This is a genomic window from Streptomyces sp. NPDC048506, assembly GCF_040651315.1.
Taxonomy (GTDB): Bacteria; Actinomycetota; Actinomycetes; order Streptomycetales; family Streptomycetaceae; genus Streptomyces.
Window position 1 is genome coordinate 1 of the sequence record NZ_JBEZIX010000058.1, and the last position, 18,290, is coordinate 18,290.

Consider the following 18,290-nt stretch of genomic DNA (forward strand, 5'->3'; position numbering starts at 1 on the left):
GCCCGGTTACATTCCGAACCCGGAAGCTAAGCCTTTCAGCGCCGATGGTACTGCAGGGGGGACCCTGTGGGAGAGTAGGACGCCGCCGAACTAATTTTGATAAAGCCTCGTTCCCCGAGTTTCGACTCGGGGAACGAGGCTTTTTTGCGTTTGTGGTGTGTGTTTGCGGTGTGCGTTCACGGGTGGGGCGCCGAAGGCGTTCGTGCCCACGGCGGGGTGACGGCGGGCACGTCGCCGTTGTGCTTCTAGGTCACGTGACCTAGTTTGGTCCGTGTGGACGATGACATCCAGCTCGATGTGACGGGTCCGGTCCTGGTGGTGGGCGGATATGGGACCGTCGGTGGGGAGTTGACCCGACTGGCGGCTTCCTCGTGGCCCCTGCTGCTCACCGGGCGTACTCCGGAGCGGGGCAGGGTGCTCGCCGACGAGGTCGGTGCCTCGGTGCGGCGCTGGGACCTGAGCGATCAGGAGCCCTTTACCGCTAGCGTGCGGGCCGTGATCAGCACGGTCAACGATCCCGACGACCGGGTGTTGTTGGCGGCGATCCGGGGTGGTGTGCCGTATGTGGACATCACGCGGTGGACGGCGCGATTGCAGCGTGCCACCGCGGTGGCGGCGGTGGAGCCCCCGAGGGCGCCGGTGCTGCTGTCGTCGAGCTGGATGGGCGGGGTGACCGCGCTGGTCGCCGCGGCGCTGTCGGCCGAGCTCGGTGGGGCGGCAGGGGTGGAGATCGCCGTCCGGTACGACCTCGAGGACCGGGCGGGTGCGGACTCGGTGGAGTTCATGGACCGGTTGGGGCTCGACTACGAGGTGACCGAGGACGGGCGGCGGCGGACGATCATGCCGCTGACCGGGGCCGGTTACGTCATGATCGGCGAGCACCGGACGAAGGTCGCCCGGATCGACACTCCGGAGCAGTTCACCCTGCCGTTGGTGCTCGGGGTGGACACCGCCGTCACCCGGATCGGATTCAGCGCCAACTCGTCGACGTCCACACTGCTGGCGCTCAAGCGGACCGGGTTCTTCCGGTGGGGGCGCGGGGACCGCTTCGAGAATGCCCGTCGGTCGGTGCTGTATGCGCCCGGGGAGGGCGGCAGCGCCCTGGTGCGGATCGACGTCCGGGGGAAGAGCGGTGAGCGGCGTACGGGGACGGTCGACGATCCGGCCGGCCAGGCCCATCTGACGGCGCTGGGCGGGCTGTTGGGGCTGCGCAGGGTGCTGGGCGAGGACGGTGCCGCGGCGCCGCGCGGGGTGGTCTTCCCCGAGATGACGCCGGTGCCGCAGAACACCCTCTCGGCGTTGGCGAAGGCGGGCGTGAAGGTCGAGGTGTCATGACGGGGAAGGAGCCGGGCACCGGCAAGGCCGCCACGCTGACCCGGCAGGGGAGCATCCGCCGGACGAGCCTGCTCGATGCGGCCGAGGCCGTGCTGGTGGCCAAGGGGGCGGAGGTCTCGTTGCGGGCCATCGCCGCCGAGGCCGGGGTGCGGATCGGGCATCTACAGCACTACTTCCCGAGCCGGGCCGACCTGATCAAGGCGGTGCTGGAGCGGGCGTTGGACCGGTCGTTGGAGCGGCTGGCGGAGACGACCGGGCTGCGGATGGTGCGGGACGATCCGTCCGGCATCGGCACCCCGATCGGTCCACCGGCGGACCCGGACGAGGTGGTGGGGGTGGTCCTCGCCGAGCAGGACGATCCCCAGCTCGTGCGGCTCTACGTCGAGGTGTGGGCGCTGGCGGCGCGGGACGACGAGATCGCCGCCGTGGTCCGGGAGTTCTACCGGAAGTACGTGGCCCATGTGGAGGCGTTCGTCCAGCAGGGGCGGCCGGACTGGCCGGGTGACCTCTGCCGGGCCAGGGCCGAGACGTTCGTCGCGCTGGTCGAGGGGGCGGCGCTGCTGCGCTCGGGCATTGCCGGCGGCCGTTCGGCCGCGATGGATGAACAACTGGCAGCGTTTGCCGTGCGGTTGCTCCGGGAGTGAGGGCGGTACCCGACCGGCACCGCGGCCGGCACCCGGCGAGGCACCCGCCGGGTGCCGGCCGCGGTGCCGGCGTTGTGCCCGGTATCCGCCGGTCAGACCGGGAGGGAGCGATGGGGCCAGCGGGCCCGGGCCTGTTCCTGGGAGCGCATCGTCGCCAGTGTCAACAGGCCGCGGTTGCGGCCCGTTTCGAGCAGGTCGGGGAGCGCGGGCAACGGGGCGAGCGCCGCGATGTCGTCCAGGACGAGGGTGAGTGGTGGGTCGAGCCGACCGTCAGATGACCGTTCGGCCATGCGGCGGCCGTGCTCGACCACGCTGGAGAGGAGTGCGGTGAGCAGCGGCATCGCACCCGGGTCGGTACGCGGATCCTCGATGGGCTCGCCTACCACGTAAAGCGTTCCCCCCTCATCGATAAATGATTCGAGATTGACCGAATCCGCTCGAAGTGGGGTACAGGCGTCCCGGATGTGGAGGGACGACAGGGCGGTCAGCGCCCGGCCGACCAACTCCTTGGCGAGCTCCCGGCGTTCGGCGTGCGCGGTCAGCACCGACTCCAGCTCACCGGCCTGGCCGGCCGACGCCTTCGGGCTGGTCCGCAGGATGCGCACCGGTTCCTGCGCCCCGCCCGCGGCATGCGCCCAGCGGTGCAGCTGCCGGAACGGCCGACCGTCCACCGCGGCGGCGTGCAGCCAGCAGCGCAGCAGCGTCTGCGCGGCGTCCGCGACCGCCGAGTCCGCCGCACCGGACGGCCGTACGGGGGCCAGCAGCGCGGCGGCCCGGGTCGTGGCGGTGGCCAGGTCCTCGCACCCGGAGGTCGGCGACCAGCGCAGTCGGGCCGGGGTGTCGAGGCGGTGCGTCGGATCGTAGGTCAGCAGCGGCCCGAGCTTGGCCCGGGCGTCCTTGGTGTCGGACCACAGCGCGGGGTCCGTGCTGGCGACGACCAGCGGGCCCGGGGCGGAGGTCGCGGTGGCGACGGCCTCCGCGCGGCTGGCGGACCGGCCCGCGGTGGCGAACTGGACGCGGGGCAGCGGGAGTTCGGAGAGCTGGCCGGCCGGGGAGGCGGTGCGCTGCTCGGGAACCGGGCCGGTGGGCGCGGTTTCGGCGACGGGCGGGGGCGGCGGGGCGACGGGCGCAGCGGTGGGAACGCTCGGCACGGCCGGCACGGCGGGTGCCGTCCCGACGGCCGGCACCGGCTCCCTGGCGCCGCCCGTGGCCCGCGCCGGCTCCCCGGCCTCCGCCGCCTCCCGTGCCTTCCTCGCCTCCCGGGCCTTCGCCCGCCGCACCGCCCGTACCGCGCGGTAGCGGGCGATCGTCCCCAGTGTGAAGACGGTCAGGACCAGCAGCACCATCAGCTCGCCGATGAGGATGCCCCAGAACAGGCCGTAGCCGGAGAGCTGGGCCTTGGGGGTGTCGGGCCAGGCGGCAGCCATGTCGTGCGGCGCGGAGACCAGATGGCGCAGCGCCATCGGTGTCCCCGGGTAGTCGACGCCGTCGGGCCAGGCGCCGTGCGCGAACAGGCCGGCCAGCCCGGTCGCCGTCCACACCAGCAGGGTCAGGCCCAGCAGGAAGGCGAGCAGGCCGACCAGCAGGGAGTCGGGGATGCCGCGGCTCCGGCCGCCGGGCCGGTCGGGGTGGCCGCGGAGCTCGCCCCGCGCGTCGTCGTATCCGCGTCTCACGCCACCGTCTCGCTCGACTCGTCTCTCCACCGGCGCTCCATCGCGATGGCCTCGGCGCGCGCCTCGGCCTCCGCGTCGGCCGCCGCCTCCAGGGCGCGCGCCTGGTCCGTCGGCATCGCGGACGCCTCGGTCATCGCCCGGTCGGTGTAGACCAGCGGGCGTTCGGCCTCGGTGATCAGGTGCTTGACGACCTGGACGTTGCCGTTGACGTCCCAGACCGCGATACCGGGCGTGAGCGTCGGAATGATCTCCACCGCCCAGCGCGGCAGGCCCAGCACCTGCCCCGTGGACCGTGCCTCGTCCGCCTTCTGCGCATAGATCGTCCGGGTCGAGGCCATCTTGAGGATCGCCGCGGCCTCCTTCGCCGCGGCGCCGTCCACCACGTCGGACAGGTGGTGGACGACCGCCACGAACGACAGGCCCAACCGCCGGCCGAACTTCAGCAGCCGCTGGAAGAGCTGTGCCACGAACGGCGAGTTGATGATGTGCCAGGCCTCCTCGACCAGGAAGATGCGTTTCTTCCGGTCGGGGCGGATCCAGGTGTGCTCCAGCCACACCCCGACGATCGCCATCAGGATCGGCATTGCGATGGAGTTCCGGTCGATGTGCGACAGGTCGAAGACGATCAGCGGAGCGTCCAGGTCGATGCCCGCCGACGTCGGCCCGTCGAACATCCCGCGCAGGTCACCGTCGACCAGGCGGTCCAGGACCAGTGCCACGTCCAGACCCCAGGCTCGGACGTCGTCTATGTCGACGTTCATCGCCTCGGCCGACTCCGCCTCGGGGTGCCGCAGTTGCTCGACGATGTCGGTCAGGACGGGCTGCCGGTCCGTGATGGTCTCGTTCACATAGGCGTGCGCGACCTTGAGGGCGAAGCCGGAGCGCTCGTCCAGGCCGTGCCCCATCGCGACCTCGATGATCGTGCGCAGCAGGGCCAGCTGGCCGGTGGTGGTGATCGACGGGTCGAGCGGGTTGAGCTTGATGCCGCCGTTGAGGGCCGCGGTCGGGTCCAGCCGGATGGGCACTATCCCCAGCTGCTGGGCGATCAGGTTCCACTCGCCGACGCCGTCCTCGCCCTGCGCGTCCAGCACCACGACCTGCCGGTCGCGGAACCGCAACTGCCGCAGTACGTACGTCTTCTCCAGCGCCGACTTGCCGTTGCCGGACTCGCCGAGGACCAGCCAGTGCGGGGCCGGCAGCTGCTGCCCGTACAGCTGGAACGGGTCGTAGATGTAGCCCTTGCCGCTGTAGACCTCGCGCCCGATGATCACGCCGGAGTCGCCGAGACCGGGCGCCGCGGTGGGCAGGTAGACCGCCTGGGCCTGGCCGGTGGAGGTGCGCACGGGCAGCCGGGTCGTCTCCACCTTCCCGAACAGGAAGCTGGTGAACGCGTCGGTGAGCGCCCCGAGCGGATCGAGCATGGCCATGACGTACGCGCCTCCCAGCGGCTTTAGCGGCGGATCCCGGTCGCGAACGGCAGGGTGTTGACGAACGCCCGGTGGTGCTCGCGGTCGCACCACTCCAGCTTCAGATAGGACTTGCCGGCCGAGGCGCGGATGGTGCGCTTGTCGCGGGCGAGTGCCTCGGGCGACCGGGAGGAGACCGTGAGGTAGCCGACGAGGTTGACCCCCGCCGCGCCGGACGCCAGGTCCTCACCGCGCTGGTCCACCCGTCCGTGGTGCGCCACGTCCCGTGGGTCGACCACTCGGTTCATCTTCGCCGCCCGGCTGGCCTCGGCGTCGTCGTTCGTCTTCTCCGTCAGCATCCGCTCGATGGCGACCTCGGTGGGCTCCAGGTCCATGCAGACCGCGACCGTACGGATCACGTCCGGGGTGTGCACCAGGAGCGGCGCGAGGAAGTTGACGCCCACCGGGGTCAGCGGCCACTCCTTGATCCACGCCGTGGAGTGGCACCACGGTGCGCGGGTCGACGACTCCCGCGTCTTGGCCTGGAGGTACGTCGGCTCCATCGCATCCAGCTCGGCCGGCCAGGCGTTGCGCTTGCTCATCGCCTGGATGTGGTCGATGGGGTGGTCCGGGTCGTACATCGAGTGCACCAGGGAGGCCAGCCGGGCCTGCCCCAGGGGCTGGCGCACCCGGATGTCGGCCTCGGCGAGCCGGGCGCAGATGTCGGTCAGCTCACGGGCCATGACCACGGCGAGCCCGGCGTCCCGGTCCAGCTTCTTGCGCAGCAGCCCGCCCTGGTGCATCCGCGCGGCCCGCGCCATGGTGTGCGCCTCGGAGGCCAGTTCGCGGGTGTAGTGCATACAGGCGACGAGGTAGGCGCGGTGTTGTTCGGACGACGTCGAGACCATCGACTGGAGCTGGTCGTAGGACTCCTGGAGCCAGCGCGGCGCCCGGGCGTCTCCCCGCTGGGCGACGTCCTTGGCGTGTGCGTCCGGGTCGGCCGGCAGGGTGCGCGCCAGTATCTGGAGCCGGGTGACGAAACCGTCGCCGTTGGCGACGTGCTTGAGCAGCGTCCCGAACCGGTCGACCAGCGCCTCCTGGTCCTCGCTGTCCCGCAGCCCGACGCCCGGCCCCTCGATCTCGATGGCCGCGGTCACCGTCCGGCGGTCGGCGTGCAGCAGCACCGCGATCTCGTCCGGTCCGAACGGCGCCGACAGCCAGTTGATCCGTCCGATGCCGGGCGGCGGCCCGATCTCCACCTCCCGCCCGTCCAGCCGGGTGCCCGCCTCCGCGGCGCCCGAACGGTAGACCGCGCCCTGCCGGAGCGTACGGCGGAAACTGCGCCGGATCTCGAACCACTTGTAGAACGTCCGGCCCTTGTACGGGACGTAGACGGCGGCCAGCCCCAGCATCGGGAAGCCGGTCAGCGACGCGATCCGCAGCGGCAGCATGGGCACCAACAGCCCGCACATCATGCCGAGGAACGCGCCCGCGATGATCAGTGCGATCTCGCCGGTCTCGCGGTTCTTGCCGACGATCGCGTTCGGCCGGGCGCGGCCGATGAGATAGGTGCGACGTGGCGCGATCGGATGGGAATGGATGCTCAACGCCCCTCACCTCCTGCTGTCTTGCCGGTGCGGGCGCTGCTGCCGGGGTTGGGATTCGTACGGGGGGCGGGGGCGGCGGAGGACGGGGAGCGGGAGCCGTGGGCGGCGACGCCGCCGGAGACCGCGTCGGCCGGCCGGGACTGGCCGCCCTGCGCCTGGCCCCCGCCGTCGCCGTCCGACCGGCGGGAGCTGTGCGTCTTGATGCCCTGTGACACCAGCGCGGCCGGGGAGCTGAGCACCGCCGCCGCGGCGTTCTCGGCGCCCCGGCTCATCCGGTTGTTCCGCGACGCCGCGATCTCGTCACCGAACCCGGGGACGAAGCGGTAGATCATCGCGCTGGCGAAGATGGCCAGCAGGATGATCGCGAGGCCGGAGACCACGGCGGAGATGGCGTTCGGCCCCTTGTTGCTGGACAGCGCACCGGCGATGCCGAGCACGATCACGATGACCGGTTTCACCATGATCACCGCGATCATGATGCCCGCCCAGCGGCGTACGTGCCCCCACATGTTCTTGTCCACCAGCCCGGCGTACACCACCGTCCCGAGCAGCGCCCCGACGTACAGCAGCGCGGCCCGGATCACCAGCTCCAGCCACAGCACGCCGGCGGCCAGCACGGAGACCAGCGACACCACGATCAGCATGATCGGCCCGCCGCCGATGTCGGTGCCCTTCGTGAGGGCCTGCGAGAACCCCCCGAAGAACGTGTCGGTCTGCGCCCCCGTCCCCTTCGCGATGATCTCGGTGACCCCGTCCGTCGCCGAGACGATCGTGTACAGGATCAGCGGTGTGAACGCCGACGCCAGCACCGTCAGCCAGAGGAACCCGACCGCCTCACTGATCGCCTCCGTGAGCCGCACCCCGCGCACCGCCCGCTTCGCCACGGCCAGCAGCCAGAGCACCAGCGTCAGCACCGTGGACGCCGCGAACACCACGGCGTACTGCCGCAGGAACGCCGCGTTGGTGAAGTCCACCTGGGACGTCGCGTTCACCGCATCGGACAGCTTGTCCACGATCCATGCGGCGGCTTTGGCGCAGCCTTTGGCGAGGGAGGAGAGGGGGTCGAGGGGGTTGTTGTCGAAGGGGCTGCTGGGGGTTGTGTTGCCCCCGGATTGGTTGCCCTCTGTACAGGAGTGCGCGAAGGGGCCGCTGAGGAGGCCGCAGTTCTTGTCGCCCGGCCCCGGGGACGGTGCGGCCACGGCGCGTGTCGCCAGCATGAGGGTGAAGGTTTGTACGCCTCCCAGCACGGCGGCGACCGAGATCACACGGCGTTGCTTGGTCCTACCGGGCATACGTGAAACCTCCGTAGCCTTGGACTGCCTTGGTCATGTCCTCCGCCGATGCGGCAGGTTGGTCGCGCCCGATCGGCGCAGGGCCGTCCTTCTGCGTGGAGTTGCTGACCTTCCAGTCCCCACCCGTCCACAGCAGGTCGAAGGTGCTCGTGTACCAGCTCTCCGTCACGGGGTTTTGCGACCGCGCGCCTGCCAGGCCGAAGAGCGCGGAGTACCAGACCGAGACCTTGGCTGTGTCGCCCTTGAACGATTCGATCTTTGTGCCGACAGGGGTGGCGCGTGAAACGAACGTCATGCCCTTGGGGACGGTGCCGTCCGGCTTGAGGCCGGCCCGCCCCAGGGCGGCTGCGTCGGAGTACGCCTTGTCGAGGCCGTTCTTGCGCGACGCTGCTACCGAGGGCGCGTAGACCGTGTCGACAATCGCGTGTCGGCTCTCGTTCTTGTACATACCGTCACTGTTGAGCGCCACCGCATAATTCGCCGCCGCCGACTGCGCCCCCTGCTCCGTCTTCGCGAACCCCGTGGCGATCCCCCCGCTCTTGCCGCCGACCGGCTTGGTGCCGGTCGGGGCCGTGGGCTGGGCGGCGCCGGCGCCGGAGTCCTTGGGGGAGTCGGTGGGGGACTCGTTGTTGCCGCTGCCGCCGCGGTTGGCGAAGGCGATGGCCGCGAGCAGCAGGACGATCACCCCGACGATCGTGACGAGGTTGCGGCTGGACATGCCGGTCCGGGACCGGCGCGCCGAGCCGTAGGGATCGCCGCCGCTGTCGGGAAGTCTGGTCCGGGTCTGCCCCGTCTCGGGACCGCGGTGGCCGTCGCCGCCGTAGCCGCCGTCCTCACTGAGACTCATCGCGCCTGTGCCCCCTCTGCCGCCGTCGCCGTCGGTGCCGTTGTTGTGCCGCCCTCATATGACCGTAGCCGCGTGGGCGGCGGCTCGGGCGCAGTGGTACGAGTACATCTCACCGTGACGGGTCCTCAGATGCGGTGCGGCGGAGGCGAATGGGGGACTCTGGGTTGTTTGTGCTCATTGCCCGCTCCACGTTTGCTGTCGCCCTCTTGCGCCGTCCGGCGCCTGCTTGTCCCCGGATCCACCTGTCCCCGCGCGGCGGGCGGCCCAATCGGCCCGCTGGTGACGGGCGTGCTGCGGGCATGGTGCGGACCCCGTCGGGCCGGGGTGAGTGGGCGTCAGCATGGGGCCTCGGCAGGGGAGGTGCGGCCGGGTGGGGCCGAGTGGGGGCACGGGGTGGCGGGGGGAGGCAGAGAGAAGCAGGGGGAGGGTGGGCGGGGCGCATGGCGGGAAGCGCGGGGACGGGCGCGTGTCCGGGTACGCGGGCGGTGCGGCGACGGCGGTGGCAGTGGGCAGTCGCGGGTGTCCGTGACTCCCGTCCCGGAGTGGTGGTGGTCGCGAGGGTGTGGAGCGCCGCCCCCGTGGCTCCCTGCCGCCGTGCCGCGCCGCCTAGACGGCCATTCCGTAGACGATGGTGAACAGCGTTCCCAGGGAGCCGATGATGAAGACGCCGGTCAGGCCGGCCACGATCAGGCCCTTGCCCTGTTCGGCGCTGAAGGTGTCGCGCAGCGCGGTGGCGCCGATGCGCTGTTTGGCGGCGCCCCAGATCGCGATGCCGAGGCACAGCAGGATCGCCACTGCCATGACCACTTCGACCATCACGCGGGCTTCGTTGCCCAGGCTGCCGAACGGGCCCCAGTCCGGGGCGATTCCGCCGATGATGGTGGTGATGTCGCCCTTTTCGGCCGCAAGGAACATGTGTGACATGTGCGCCATGTGTGAACTCACCGCCCCTAATGGGTAGTTGTGTACGAGCTCCGTGGGAGCTGCGGGTATGGGAGTTGTCCGTCGATCCCGTGTCTGCGCGACACGGGCCGGCCTCTATCTTCGCCGACGAAGACGCCGTCAGAAGTCGACTTGGCGGCTTTCTTTGACGGATCCGATGGAGGTGGGGCGTGCCCGTGGGCACACGCCGCCCATGGAATCGACTGGTCTCACCGTGTGTATCACGGGGGATAACCCTGAGCAATGATCGTCGGGCGGTGACGCAGCGGCCGACACGGGTTCGATCGGACGTGGTCGGGGAGCGCCGGGAGTGGGGCCGGACGGGCTGGTTGCGGGGTGCTTCCGGGCTACTTCGGGGCGTGGGACATGGCGAAGATCATGACGAGTGCCACCAGGTGGATGGCGAAGAGGAAGTACGCCACACGCCACCACAGGTGACGGCTCAGCTGCTTCTGGTCGTTCGGGTCCATGGCTCTCGTCCTGCCGTGCGGTCCCCTCCAGTGTCGCGCATCCGGCGGGGCGCCGGGCGCCGGTGTGAGCGGAATCGCGCCCCGGGGGGAGCGTCCCCTGCGCCGTTCCTGCCACGCCATGTGCACCCAGCGGCCGGAAAAAGGCGGTGAACCGGGGCTGAATGGGGGAGGGTTGGGGCGTGCGGAAATTCTGGGTGGCCGGTGGGCTCGGGACGGGACTGGTGTTCTGCCTGCTCGGGCTGCTCGTGATCGGTACGTACATGGCGGCGGCCGGGCTCGCGGGGGCCGGCGGTCGGGCGGTCGGGCTCGCCAAGGGTGCGGTGCCGGCCGCGTACCAGTCGTTGGTGCAGAAGTGGGGGACGCTCTGTCCGGCGATAAACCCCGCGCTGCTGGCGGCCCAGCTCTATCAGGAGAGCGGCTGGAACCCGAAGGCCCAGAGCCCGGCGGCCGCGCAGGGGATGGCCCAGTTCATCCCGGGCACCTGGGCCACCCACGGCGTCGACGGGAACGGCGACGGCAAGCGGGACGTGTGGGACCCGGCGGACGCGATCGCGTCGGCGGCGTCGTACGACTGCGAACTGGCCAGCTATGTGAAGAAGGCCTCGGGCGACGCCACGCACAACATGCTCGCCGCGTACAACGCCGGGGCGTACCGCGTCATCCAGTACGACGGCGTGCCGCCCTACCGCGAGACCCAGAATTACGTGAAGACGATCACGACCCTGGCGAAGAGCTTCGAGGCGCCGGTCGGGCCGGTGGCACCGTCGCGGCAGGCCGCGGGCGCCATCTACTTCGCGCAGGACAGGCTCGGGACGCAGTACCTGTGGGGCGGGACGGGGACGGCCGCGCAGGGCGGGCGGTTCGACTGCTCCGGCCTCACCCAGGCCGCGTACCACTCGGTGGGCATCGAACTGCCCCGGGTGGCCAACGACCAGTGGAACGCCGGCGCGCACCCCAAGCGGGACCAGTTGCTCCCCGGGGACCTGGTGTTCTTCGCGTACGACCTGAACGATCCGCGGTCGATCCACCACGTGGGGATCTACGTCGGCGGCGGGTACATGATCAATGCGCCCTACACCGGGGCCGTGATCCGGTTCGACAAGATCGACACACCCGACTACATCGGTGCGACGCGGGTCACCTCGGATGGCGCAAAAGCGCTCCCCGCTGCGAACGCTGCGTGAACATAGGGCCCTGAACTGCGGCGATGAGTCAAGCTTCGATAACGTCCTGGTGATCTTCCGGTGGAGAGTGGAACGACCGGGTGGGCGATCACGTTTCCTATGCGTGGGGACGTAGCAGCGCTCGCAGCAGCACACGCTCGACGACCACGGGGGTTGGCAGCACACGTAAGGCGCTCGCGCGCGCGAAAGATAGGGGTCGTGGTAGATGGCTGGACTCGCATTCGAGGGGCCGAACCCCGACGTCGACGTGCTCGACGGCATCAACGGCCTCGCGAAGGACGCCCCCCGCTGGGTCAACACGGCCATGGAGTACATCGGCGAGTACGGCATCATCGCCGGCCTCGCGGTGCTGTGTCTGATCGCCTGGTGGTCCGCGCGCCGCAAGCCGGGTGCGCCGTCCGCGATCGCGGGTCTGGTCTGGGCGCCGCTGGCCGCCGGCATCGCGCTGCTGGCCAACATCCCGATCCGGGCGTTCGTCGAGCGGCCGCGGCCCTTCAAGGACCACGCCGGGCTTGAGGTGCTGATCCCCGGCAAGAGCGACTTCTCGTTCGTCAGCGACCATGCGACGCTCACGATGGCGGTCGGCGTCGGCCTGTTCATCGCCCACCGGAAGTACGGCCTGATCGGGATCGCGCTGGCGCTCGCCGAGGGCTTCTGCCGGGTCTACATGGGCGTGCACTACCCGACCGACGTGATCGGCGGTTTCGCGCTGGGCACCGCCGTGGCGCTGCTGCTCGCGCCGCTCGCCCAGGCGCTGCTGGTGCCGCTGACGACCGCGATCGGCCGGTCGAAGGTGGCGTGGCTGGTGCGGGCCCCGGGCGTCGAGCCGGACGGCGGCGCCGGCCGTGGTGGCCAGGACGCCGAGGGCAGCCGGGTGGTGGCCACGGGGACGGCGGTGCCGCGTGGGCACGCCGAGCGTGACAAGGAGCGGGACAAGGACCTCGCGGCCTGACGGCCGGACCGGCTGACGGCCTGTAGGACCGAGGACGGTCGCCTCCCCCGGGAGGCGGACGAAGACCTGGCGGATGCGGACGGCCCGGACCCCCTTCGAGGGGCCGGGCCGTCCGTGTTTCCGCGGCCGCGCCGGGCGGACTCAGAGCGCCTGCGGGAAGGTGCTGAACAGCCGCTGCGGGTCGTAGGCCTGCTTGACCTGGGCGAGGCGGCCGGCGGCGGCGCCGTAGTAGGCGGACTTCCAGTCGGTCAGCCCGGGGTCGGTGTAGTTCTGGTACGCGGCGCCCGACGCATGCCTACGCATCGCGTCATGGAAGGAATTCAGCCATGCCGTGCGGGAGGCGGCGGAGCCGGACGCCGGCCAGGACGCCAAGTACTGGGCGAGGAACCGCGATCCGCGGTGCACGAAGGCGGTGTCGGTGCGGCCGACCCGGTTGATCGCCCCGCCCAGCGCCGTCAGCGCCACGTTGCCGGTGACGCCCTGGCGGCCGCCGCGCTCGATCTGCGCCAGCATGGTCTGGATGCCGGCCGCGGTCAGCGCGCGGTCGTAGAAGTGCGAGCGGGCCGCATAGGTCTCCCGGCCCAGCTGCCCGGTGCCGGTGTGCCCGGGCAGCGAACCCGGCATGTGGCACTGCGCACCGGACTTGGACGAGCAGCCCGCGTAGGCCTCCATGGCGTCCAGGTAGCCGATGGGCGTCAGGCGGACGGTCGACGCGGGGCCGGGGCCGCCCGGCCGGTCGGCGAGCTTGTCGACGGCGTTCTGCAGGTCGCGGTACGAGCCCAGGGAGAACGCGGCCACCGAGACCGCGGGGGTGCCACCGGGCCGGGCGTCGAGGTGGCAGGCGGACCAGATCTCGTCGGCCTGCGCCGGCCCCCACGTCTGCCAGGACCCCAGCACCTTCGCCGCCTTGGCCCACGGCCAGGTCATGTACGCCATCACCGCGCGCGGCGCCGGATGCGTACGGAAGCGGAGCTCGGTGACCACGCCGAAGTTGCCGTTGCCGGCCCCGCGCAGCGCCCAGAACAGGTCGGAGTGCTGCTTGGCGTCGCAGTCGACGGTCTTGCCGTCGGCCGTGACCACCGTGGCGCCGACCAGGCTGTCGCAGGTCAGGCCGTAGGCGCGGGAGACCACGCCGTGGCCGCCGCCGAGCGTGAGGCCGGATATGCCGACGGTGGGGCAGGAGCCCCCGGGTATCGTCACGCCGTGCGCCGCCAGCCCCCGGTAGACGTCGATCAGCTTGGCGCCGGCGCCGATGCGGGTGACCCCGCCGGACGGCGCGCCGACTTTGGCCAGGGCGGAGACGTCGATGATGAGCCGGCCGTTGCCGCTGGACCAGCCCGCGTAGGAGTGGCCGCCGCTGCGGATGGCGACCGGGGCGTCGTAGCGCCGGGCGAAGGCGAGGCACTCGGCGATGTCGGACGGGTGCTTGACGTAGGCGACGGCCGACGGCTTCAGCGTGTCGTAGCGGGTGTTGTACAGGCGGCGGGCGGCCGCGTACGCGGCGTCCGAGGCCCGTATCAGCTGGCCGTCCAGGCTCTTGCCGAGCGCGGTCCAGTTGGCCTGGGTGGCGCGGGACCGGACGGCCGCCGCCGAGCCGGACGCCGCGGTGTTCTGCGCGGTTCCGGCGCCGGCCGCGGCCCCGGAGGCGTCCGGCGCCGCGCCCGCCCCGCCGGTCTTGTTGTCGCAGCCGGTGGCCAGGGCGACCGAGGTCGCCGCCAGTCCGGTGCCGGCTTGCAGGAGTGTGCGCCGCTTCACTGGGATGAGTCCCCCTCGATGTCGTACGGTCTCGCCCCGCGTGCGCGACGGCCGGAGCGGGTCGAGGCGCCGGTACGGGCGCGGCCGACGCCGCCGACCGCGGTCGTGCGGGGGTGTGCCGGAGCCGTGGCACCGGGCGGCGCGGCCGTATGCATCCCCCGCACACCGCTCCGTCCGGCATGATCCGCACTGTCCGGAAGTGTCCGATTCTGGTCTTGCGTCCCGGGGCGGCGCGGTGCCGTGGCTTCTCTCATTAGGCAGATGCCGTACGGGCGTTGGGGGTTCCCGGAACGGACTCCCGGATTCCTGCGCTACTCCGACGGGTGCTCGGGCCCGGACGCGATCCCGGCCTCCACCAGGTGGCGCTGTGCGTCCGTGCGCGCCTGTGAGCGGGCGCGACGGGCGGGCCCCCGCCAGCCGCAGTCGCAGCGGGCCGTGCAGAAGGACCCGCGCTCGGTGGTGGAGGTCGTATGAGGGGTTCGGTCGGGCACCCGTCCACGCTACGCGCTCCCGGCGCCGTTGCGTGACGAGCCCCCGCAACGGTCGTTGAACGGATCGGTCGACGGAACGTCAGACACCGCGTGGGCGGGACGTCCGACCCTCCCGAGCGGACCGGCCGTCCAGGCCGGCTCCGAAGACAGCGGCCGAGGGGGCTCGTACGCGATGGTGGTGCAGGGCAGGCGAGGCGGCGCGGCGGCCGTGGCCATGGCGTGCGGGACGGGTCTGGCGGTGGGGCTGCTGGCGACCGGCTGTTCCTCGGAGGGGGCGGCGGCCGACGACCAGGAGCCGCCCGGCCGGCCCACCGCCGCGGCCGGCGAGGACGTCCGCGCCAGCGCCGACGCCCTGGTGCGGGCCCGGTCCGCCGCGGTCCGTACGGCGATGGAGACGGTGAGCGGCGGCACCCGCGTCGCCATCCGGGGCTCCGGCGGCTACGACTTCACCACCAGCAGCGGGCAGCTGCGGCTCCTGCTGCCCGATCCGGCGGGCGAGCCCGGCGGGGGCCGCGAGCCGATCACCGAGATCCTGGCGCCCGGTGCGCTGTTCATGAAGAACCGCGGCGCGGGTGTGCCCGCCGACAAGTGGGTGCGGGTGGAGACCGCCTCGCTGGCCGACGGCAACCTGGTCACCGGCGGCGCCACCGACCCGCTGGCCGCCGCGGAACTGCTGCGCGGCGCCCGGGACGTGGCGTACGTGGGCGAGGAGCGGTGGGACGGCGTCGTGGTGCGGCACTACCGCGGGACGACGGACATCGGGGCGGCGGCCCGGGCGGCGTCGCCGCGGACCAGGCCGGCACTGGTCGCCGCGGAGAAAGGCTTCACCACCGACGCGGTGCCGTTCGACGCGTACCTCGACGAGGCCGGGCGGCTGCGCAAGGTGTGCCAGCGGTTCCACTTCGCCAACGGTGCGCCCGCGGGGGCGTCGGTGACCTCCACGACGGAGTTGTCCGGCTTCGGCGCCGGGGTGGCGGTGCGGCTGCCGGACCGGCGGGACATCTATGCCGGGAAGATCGCTTCCGCCGCCCCCTAGGGGTGTCCTCAGGGCCGGCGGGACATGTGACGGGGGCGCGTGCCGGAGGGCGGAAATGGTCCATCCGTGCCATGCGCGGAGCGCGCGACCCTCCCTACGCTGGCGGTGACCGCCCCAGGCGTGGGAAGGCGCTCGAAGCAGGAGGTGTTGTACGTGGCCGGCCACCGCCGTACGTCGGTCCAGGACCACGTGGCCCTCGTCGAGATCGACCTGACCGGTGAGTTGATGATCGCGGCCGCGGCTGCCAGCGAGGATCGGCTCAGCCCGGCCCGTATCGACGAGGTGCTGGACGTGGACGGGGACCACGGTGAGGGGCCCGGGGAGCCGGAGTAGCCCTCGAGGGTCAGGAGCGCAGCATCCGCTCGATCGCCTTGGTCGCCTCCTGGACCTTGGCGTCGATGGCCTCGGGGCCCTTGACCGCCGCGTCGGCCACGCAGTGCCGCAGGTGCTCCTCCAGGAGCTGGAGGCCGAAGGACTGCAGGCCCTTCGTGCTCGCCGAGACCTGGGTGAGTATGTCGATGCAGTAGACGTCCTCTTCGAGCATCCGCTGGAGTCCGCGGATCTGCCCCTCGATCCGGCGCAGTCGCTTGATGTGTGCGTCCTTCTGCTTTGCGTAGCCGTGGACGCCGGCGGACGTCGGGGTCTCTGCGGTATCGGTCACGGTTTGGGCTTCGCCTCGGGGGTCGGATGTCGGCTGCGGGGTGTGGCGGGCCGCGGCGGCTGCGGTGTTGCCGGTGGTGTCGGCGTCCATGGTCGTCATGGCCGTCTCCCCTGGTATCTAGGCGATTCATATACCCCTAGTGGGTATATGGTACCGAACTTTGCGGGCACCTGCGGTACCCCGTGCAGAGCATGCTGCCCGATGGGCGACACTGAGGGAATGCCGGTTAGCAGTGGCTGGATGATGCGCCTAGCATCAACTCGACCTAATCCGATGCACCCCGAGGATTCCACGTGCGTTTTCGTCTGACCCCCAGGGAGACGAGCTTCTACGACATGTTCGCCGCCTCCGCGGACAACATCGTCACGGGCTCCAAGCTCCTGATGGAACTGCTCGGGGCGGACGCCTCCGCGCGGACCGAGATCTCCGAGCGGATGCGCGCGGCCGAGCACGCGGGAGATGACGCGACCCACGCGATCTTCCACCAGCTGAACTCCTCGTTCATCACGCCGTTCGACCGCGAGGACATCTACAACCTCGCCTCGTCGCTCGACGACATCATGGACTTCATGGAGGAGGCCGTCGATCTGGTCGTCCTCTACAAGGTCGAGGAGCTCCCCAAGGGCATCGAGCAGCAGATCGAGGTGCTGGCGCGGGCGGCCGAGCTGACCGCCGAGGCGATGCCCAACCTGCGCACGATGTCGAACCTCACCGAGTACTGGATCGAGGTCAACCGCCTGGAGAACCAGGCCGACCAGATCCACCGCAAGCTGCTCGCGCACCTCTTCAACGGCAAGTACGACGCCATCGAGGTCCTCAAGCTCAAGCAGATCGTGGACATCCTGGAAGAGGCGGCGGACGCGTTCGAGCACGTCGCCAACACGGTCGAGACCATCGCGGTCAAGGAGTCCTGAGCCCCGGCCATGGACACCTTCGCGCTTGTCGTGACCATTGCGGTCGCGCTCGGTTTCACCTACACCAACGGCTTCCACGACTCCGCCAACGCGATCGCGACCTCGGTCTCGACGCGTGCGCTGACCCCGCGTGCCGCCCTGGCGATGGCCGCCGTGATGAACCTCGCCGGTGCCTTCCTCGGCAGCGGCGTCGCCAAGACCGTCAGTGAGGGGCTGATCGCCACTCCCCAGGGCAGCAAGGGGATGGGCATCCTCTTCGCCGCGCTGATCGGCGCGGTCGCCTGGAACCTGGTCACCTGGTACTTCGGGTTGCCCTCGTCGTCCTCGCACGCCCTGTTCGGCGGCATGGTCGGCGCGGCGCTGGCCGGCGGCACGACGGTGATCTGGTCCGGGGTGATCGAGAAGGTCGTCCTGCCGATGTTCATCTCGCCGGTGATCGGCCTGGTGCTCGGCTACCTGGTCATGGTCCTGATCCTGTGGATCTTCCGCAGGGCCAATCCGCACAAGGCCAAGCGCGGCTTCCGCATAGCGCAGACCGTCTCGGCCGCCGGTATGGCGCTCGGCCACGGTCTCCAGGACGCCCAGAAGACCATGGGTGTGGTCGTCATGGCGCTGGTCATCGCGGACGTCGAGGGCAAGGACGAGGCCATCCCGGTCTGGGTCAAGCTGGCCTGTGCGATCACCCTCTCGCTCGGCACGTACGCCGGTGGCTGGCGCATCATGCGCACCCTCGGCCGCCGGATCATCGAGCTGGACCCGCCGCAGGGCTTCGCCGCGGAGACCACGGCCGCCTCGGTCATGTACACCGCGTCGTTCATGTTCCACGCGCCGATCTCCACGACCCACGTCATCACGGCCGGGATCATGGGCGTCGGCTCGACCAAGCGGCCGCGTGCGGTGCGCTGGGGCGTCGCCAAGAACATCGTGATGGGCTGGTTCATCACGATGCCGGCGGCGGCGCTGGTCGCGGCGTTCGTGTACTGGCTGGTCCGGCTGGCCTTCGGCTGACCGCGGACCGCACAACGACAGTGGGCCCGCCCCTCCGGGAAGGAGGGGCGGGCCCTTCGTCCTTGCGGTGGCA

General features: G+C 71.2%; 18 protein-coding genes and 1 rRNA gene. 9 read left to right on the plus strand and 10 right to left on the minus strand.

What is annotated here, in order from left to right:
• The 3 genes from rrf to AB0C96_RS35165 form a co-directional block, all read left to right on the plus strand.
• Window positions 1-91, plus strand: a 5S ribosomal RNA gene (rrf, locus tag AB0C96_RS35155); the annotation flags it as partial.
• 182 nt (window positions 92-273) lie between these two features.
• A complete protein-coding gene (locus AB0C96_RS35160; protein ID WP_362923258.1) occupies window positions 274-1,335 on the plus strand; it encodes a saccharopine dehydrogenase in 1,062 nt (353 codons plus the stop codon).
• A complete protein-coding gene (locus AB0C96_RS35165) occupies window positions 1,332-1,979 on the plus strand; it encodes a TetR/AcrR family transcriptional regulator (protein WP_362923260.1) in 648 nt (215 codons plus the stop codon). The genes AB0C96_RS35160 and AB0C96_RS35165 overlap by 4 nt, the downstream gene beginning before the upstream one ends.
• A gap of 92 nt (window positions 1,980-2,071) precedes the next feature.
• Here AB0C96_RS35165 and AB0C96_RS35170 read toward each other — a convergent pair whose 3' ends face one another.
• From AB0C96_RS35170 to AB0C96_RS35200, 7 genes are all read right to left on the minus strand, one after another.
• Window positions 2,072-3,652 carry a type VI secretion protein gene (locus tag AB0C96_RS35170; RefSeq protein WP_362923262.1) on the minus strand — a complete coding sequence of 527 codons (1,581 nt, stop codon included), beginning with the start codon at window positions 3,650-3,652 and terminating at the stop codon, window positions 2,072-2,074.
• Window positions 3,649-5,073, minus strand: a complete 1,425-nt coding sequence (locus tag AB0C96_RS35175; RefSeq protein ID WP_362923354.1) for an ATP-binding protein — start codon at window positions 5,071-5,073, stop codon at window positions 3,649-3,651. Before AB0C96_RS35175 ends, AB0C96_RS35170 begins: the two co-directional genes overlap by 4 nt.
• A 29-nt stretch (window positions 5,074-5,102) precedes the next feature.
• Window positions 5,103-6,665 carry an SCO6880 family protein gene (locus AB0C96_RS35180; RefSeq protein ID WP_362923264.1) on the minus strand — a complete coding sequence of 521 codons (1,563 nt, stop codon included), beginning with the start codon at window positions 6,663-6,665 and terminating at the stop codon, window positions 5,103-5,105.
• Complete coding sequence (locus AB0C96_RS35185; protein ID WP_362923266.1) at window positions 6,662-7,957, minus strand: hypothetical protein; 1,296 nt, start codon at window positions 7,955-7,957, stop codon at window positions 6,662-6,664. Before AB0C96_RS35185 ends, AB0C96_RS35180 begins: the two co-directional genes overlap by 4 nt.
• The gene (locus AB0C96_RS35190) at window positions 7,947-8,804 is read right to left on the minus strand and encodes a hypothetical protein (RefSeq protein ID WP_362923268.1); all 858 of its coding nucleotides are present in this window, start codon (window positions 8,802-8,804) and stop codon (window positions 7,947-7,949) included. Before AB0C96_RS35190 ends, AB0C96_RS35185 begins: the two co-directional genes overlap by 11 nt.
• Before the next feature lie 606 nt (window positions 8,805-9,410).
• A complete protein-coding gene (locus tag AB0C96_RS35195) occupies window positions 9,411-9,719 on the minus strand; it encodes a hypothetical protein (protein WP_046930918.1) in 309 nt (102 codons plus the stop codon).
• 374 nt (window positions 9,720-10,093) lie between these two features.
• The gene (locus AB0C96_RS35200; RefSeq protein WP_362923269.1) at window positions 10,094-10,216 is read right to left on the minus strand and encodes a hypothetical protein; all 123 of its coding nucleotides are present in this window, start codon (window positions 10,214-10,216) and stop codon (window positions 10,094-10,096) included.
• A 179-nt stretch (window positions 10,217-10,395) separates the two neighbouring features.
• Here AB0C96_RS35200 and AB0C96_RS35205 point away from each other — a divergent pair, with 179 nt between their 5' ends.
• On the plus strand, window positions 10,396-11,400 hold the full coding sequence (locus AB0C96_RS35205) for a bifunctional lytic transglycosylase/C40 family peptidase (protein WP_362923271.1): 1,005 nt from the start codon (window positions 10,396-10,398) through the stop codon (window positions 11,398-11,400).
• A gap of 205 nt (window positions 11,401-11,605) precedes the next feature.
• Window positions 11,606-12,352, plus strand: a complete 747-nt coding sequence (locus AB0C96_RS35210) for a phosphatase PAP2 family protein (protein ID WP_362923273.1) — start codon at window positions 11,606-11,608, stop codon at window positions 12,350-12,352.
• Between the two features lie 141 nt (window positions 12,353-12,493).
• Here AB0C96_RS35210 and AB0C96_RS35215 read toward each other — a convergent pair whose 3' ends face one another.
• Entirely contained in the window at window positions 12,494-14,107 is a 1,614-nt protein-coding gene (locus AB0C96_RS35215) for an FAD-binding oxidoreductase (RefSeq protein ID WP_362923275.1), read from the minus strand.
• A gap of 311 nt (window positions 14,108-14,418) precedes the next feature.
• Window positions 14,419-14,598, minus strand: coding sequence for a hypothetical protein (locus AB0C96_RS35220; RefSeq protein WP_362923276.1), 180 nt, complete (start codon window positions 14,596-14,598; stop codon window positions 14,419-14,421).
• Window positions 14,599-14,770: 172 nt separating this feature from the next.
• Between AB0C96_RS35220 and AB0C96_RS35225 the strand changes: the two genes are divergently transcribed.
• Together AB0C96_RS35225 and AB0C96_RS35230 are read left to right on the plus strand one after the other, a co-directional pair.
• Window positions 14,771-15,634, plus strand: a complete 864-nt coding sequence (locus tag AB0C96_RS35225; RefSeq protein WP_362923278.1) for a hypothetical protein — start codon at window positions 14,771-14,773, stop codon at window positions 15,632-15,634.
• Between the two features lie 120 nt (window positions 15,635-15,754).
• Entirely contained in the window at window positions 15,755-15,967 is a 213-nt protein-coding gene (locus AB0C96_RS35230; protein WP_362923280.1) for a hypothetical protein, read from the plus strand.
• 10 nt (window positions 15,968-15,977) lie between these two features.
• On the opposite strand, the gene AB0C96_RS35235 is transcribed toward AB0C96_RS35230, so the two are convergent.
• Complete coding sequence (locus AB0C96_RS35235) at window positions 15,978-16,394, minus strand: metal-sensitive transcriptional regulator (RefSeq protein ID WP_362923282.1); 417 nt, start codon at window positions 16,392-16,394, stop codon at window positions 15,978-15,980.
• 194 nt (window positions 16,395-16,588) lie between these two features.
• On the opposite strand from AB0C96_RS35235, the gene AB0C96_RS35240 reads away from it, so the two are divergent.
• Together AB0C96_RS35240 and AB0C96_RS35245 are read left to right on the plus strand one after the other, a co-directional pair.
• Window positions 16,589-17,209: a DUF47 family protein gene (locus tag AB0C96_RS35240; RefSeq protein WP_030415904.1), complete on the plus strand. Its 621-nt coding sequence runs from the start codon at window positions 16,589-16,591 to the stop codon at window positions 17,207-17,209.
• A 9-nt stretch (window positions 17,210-17,218) separates the two neighbouring features.
• Window positions 17,219-18,217 carry an inorganic phosphate transporter gene (locus AB0C96_RS35245; RefSeq protein ID WP_362923285.1) on the plus strand — a complete coding sequence of 333 codons (999 nt, stop codon included), beginning with the start codon at window positions 17,219-17,221 and terminating at the stop codon, window positions 18,215-18,217.
• The last annotated feature ends 73 nt before the right edge of the window (window positions 18,218-18,290 follow it).

Coding starts and splice junctions, on each gene's coding strand:
- AB0C96_RS35225 (WP_362923278.1), top strand. CDS start 14,771: ATGGTGGTGCAGGGCAGGCGAGGCGGCGCGGCGGCCGTGGCCATGGCG.
- AB0C96_RS35195 (WP_046930918.1), bottom strand. CDS start 9,719: ATGTTCCTTGCGGCCGAAAAGGGCGACATCACCACCATCATCGGCGGA.
- AB0C96_RS35175 (WP_362923354.1), bottom strand. CDS start 5,073: ATGCTCGATCCGCTCGGGGCGCTCACCGACGCGTTCACCAGCTTCCTG.
- AB0C96_RS35245 (WP_362923285.1), top strand. CDS start 17,219: ATGGACACCTTCGCGCTTGTCGTGACCATTGCGGTCGCGCTCGGTTTC.
- AB0C96_RS35200 (WP_362923269.1), bottom strand. CDS start 10,216: ATGGACCCGAACGACCAGAAGCAGCTGAGCCGTCACCTGTGGTGGCGT.
- AB0C96_RS35165 (WP_362923260.1), top strand. CDS start 1,332: ATGACGGGGAAGGAGCCGGGCACCGGCAAGGCCGCCACGCTGACCCGG.
- AB0C96_RS35235 (WP_362923282.1), bottom strand. CDS start 16,394: ATGACGACCATGGACGCCGACACCACCGGCAACACCGCAGCCGCCGCG.
- AB0C96_RS35185 (WP_362923266.1), bottom strand. CDS start 7,957: ATGCCCGGTAGGACCAAGCAACGCCGTGTGATCTCGGTCGCCGCCGTG.
- AB0C96_RS35190 (WP_362923268.1), bottom strand. CDS start 8,804: ATGAGTCTCAGTGAGGACGGCGGCTACGGCGGCGACGGCCACCGCGGT.
- AB0C96_RS35210 (WP_362923273.1), top strand. CDS start 11,606: ATGGCTGGACTCGCATTCGAGGGGCCGAACCCCGACGTCGACGTGCTC.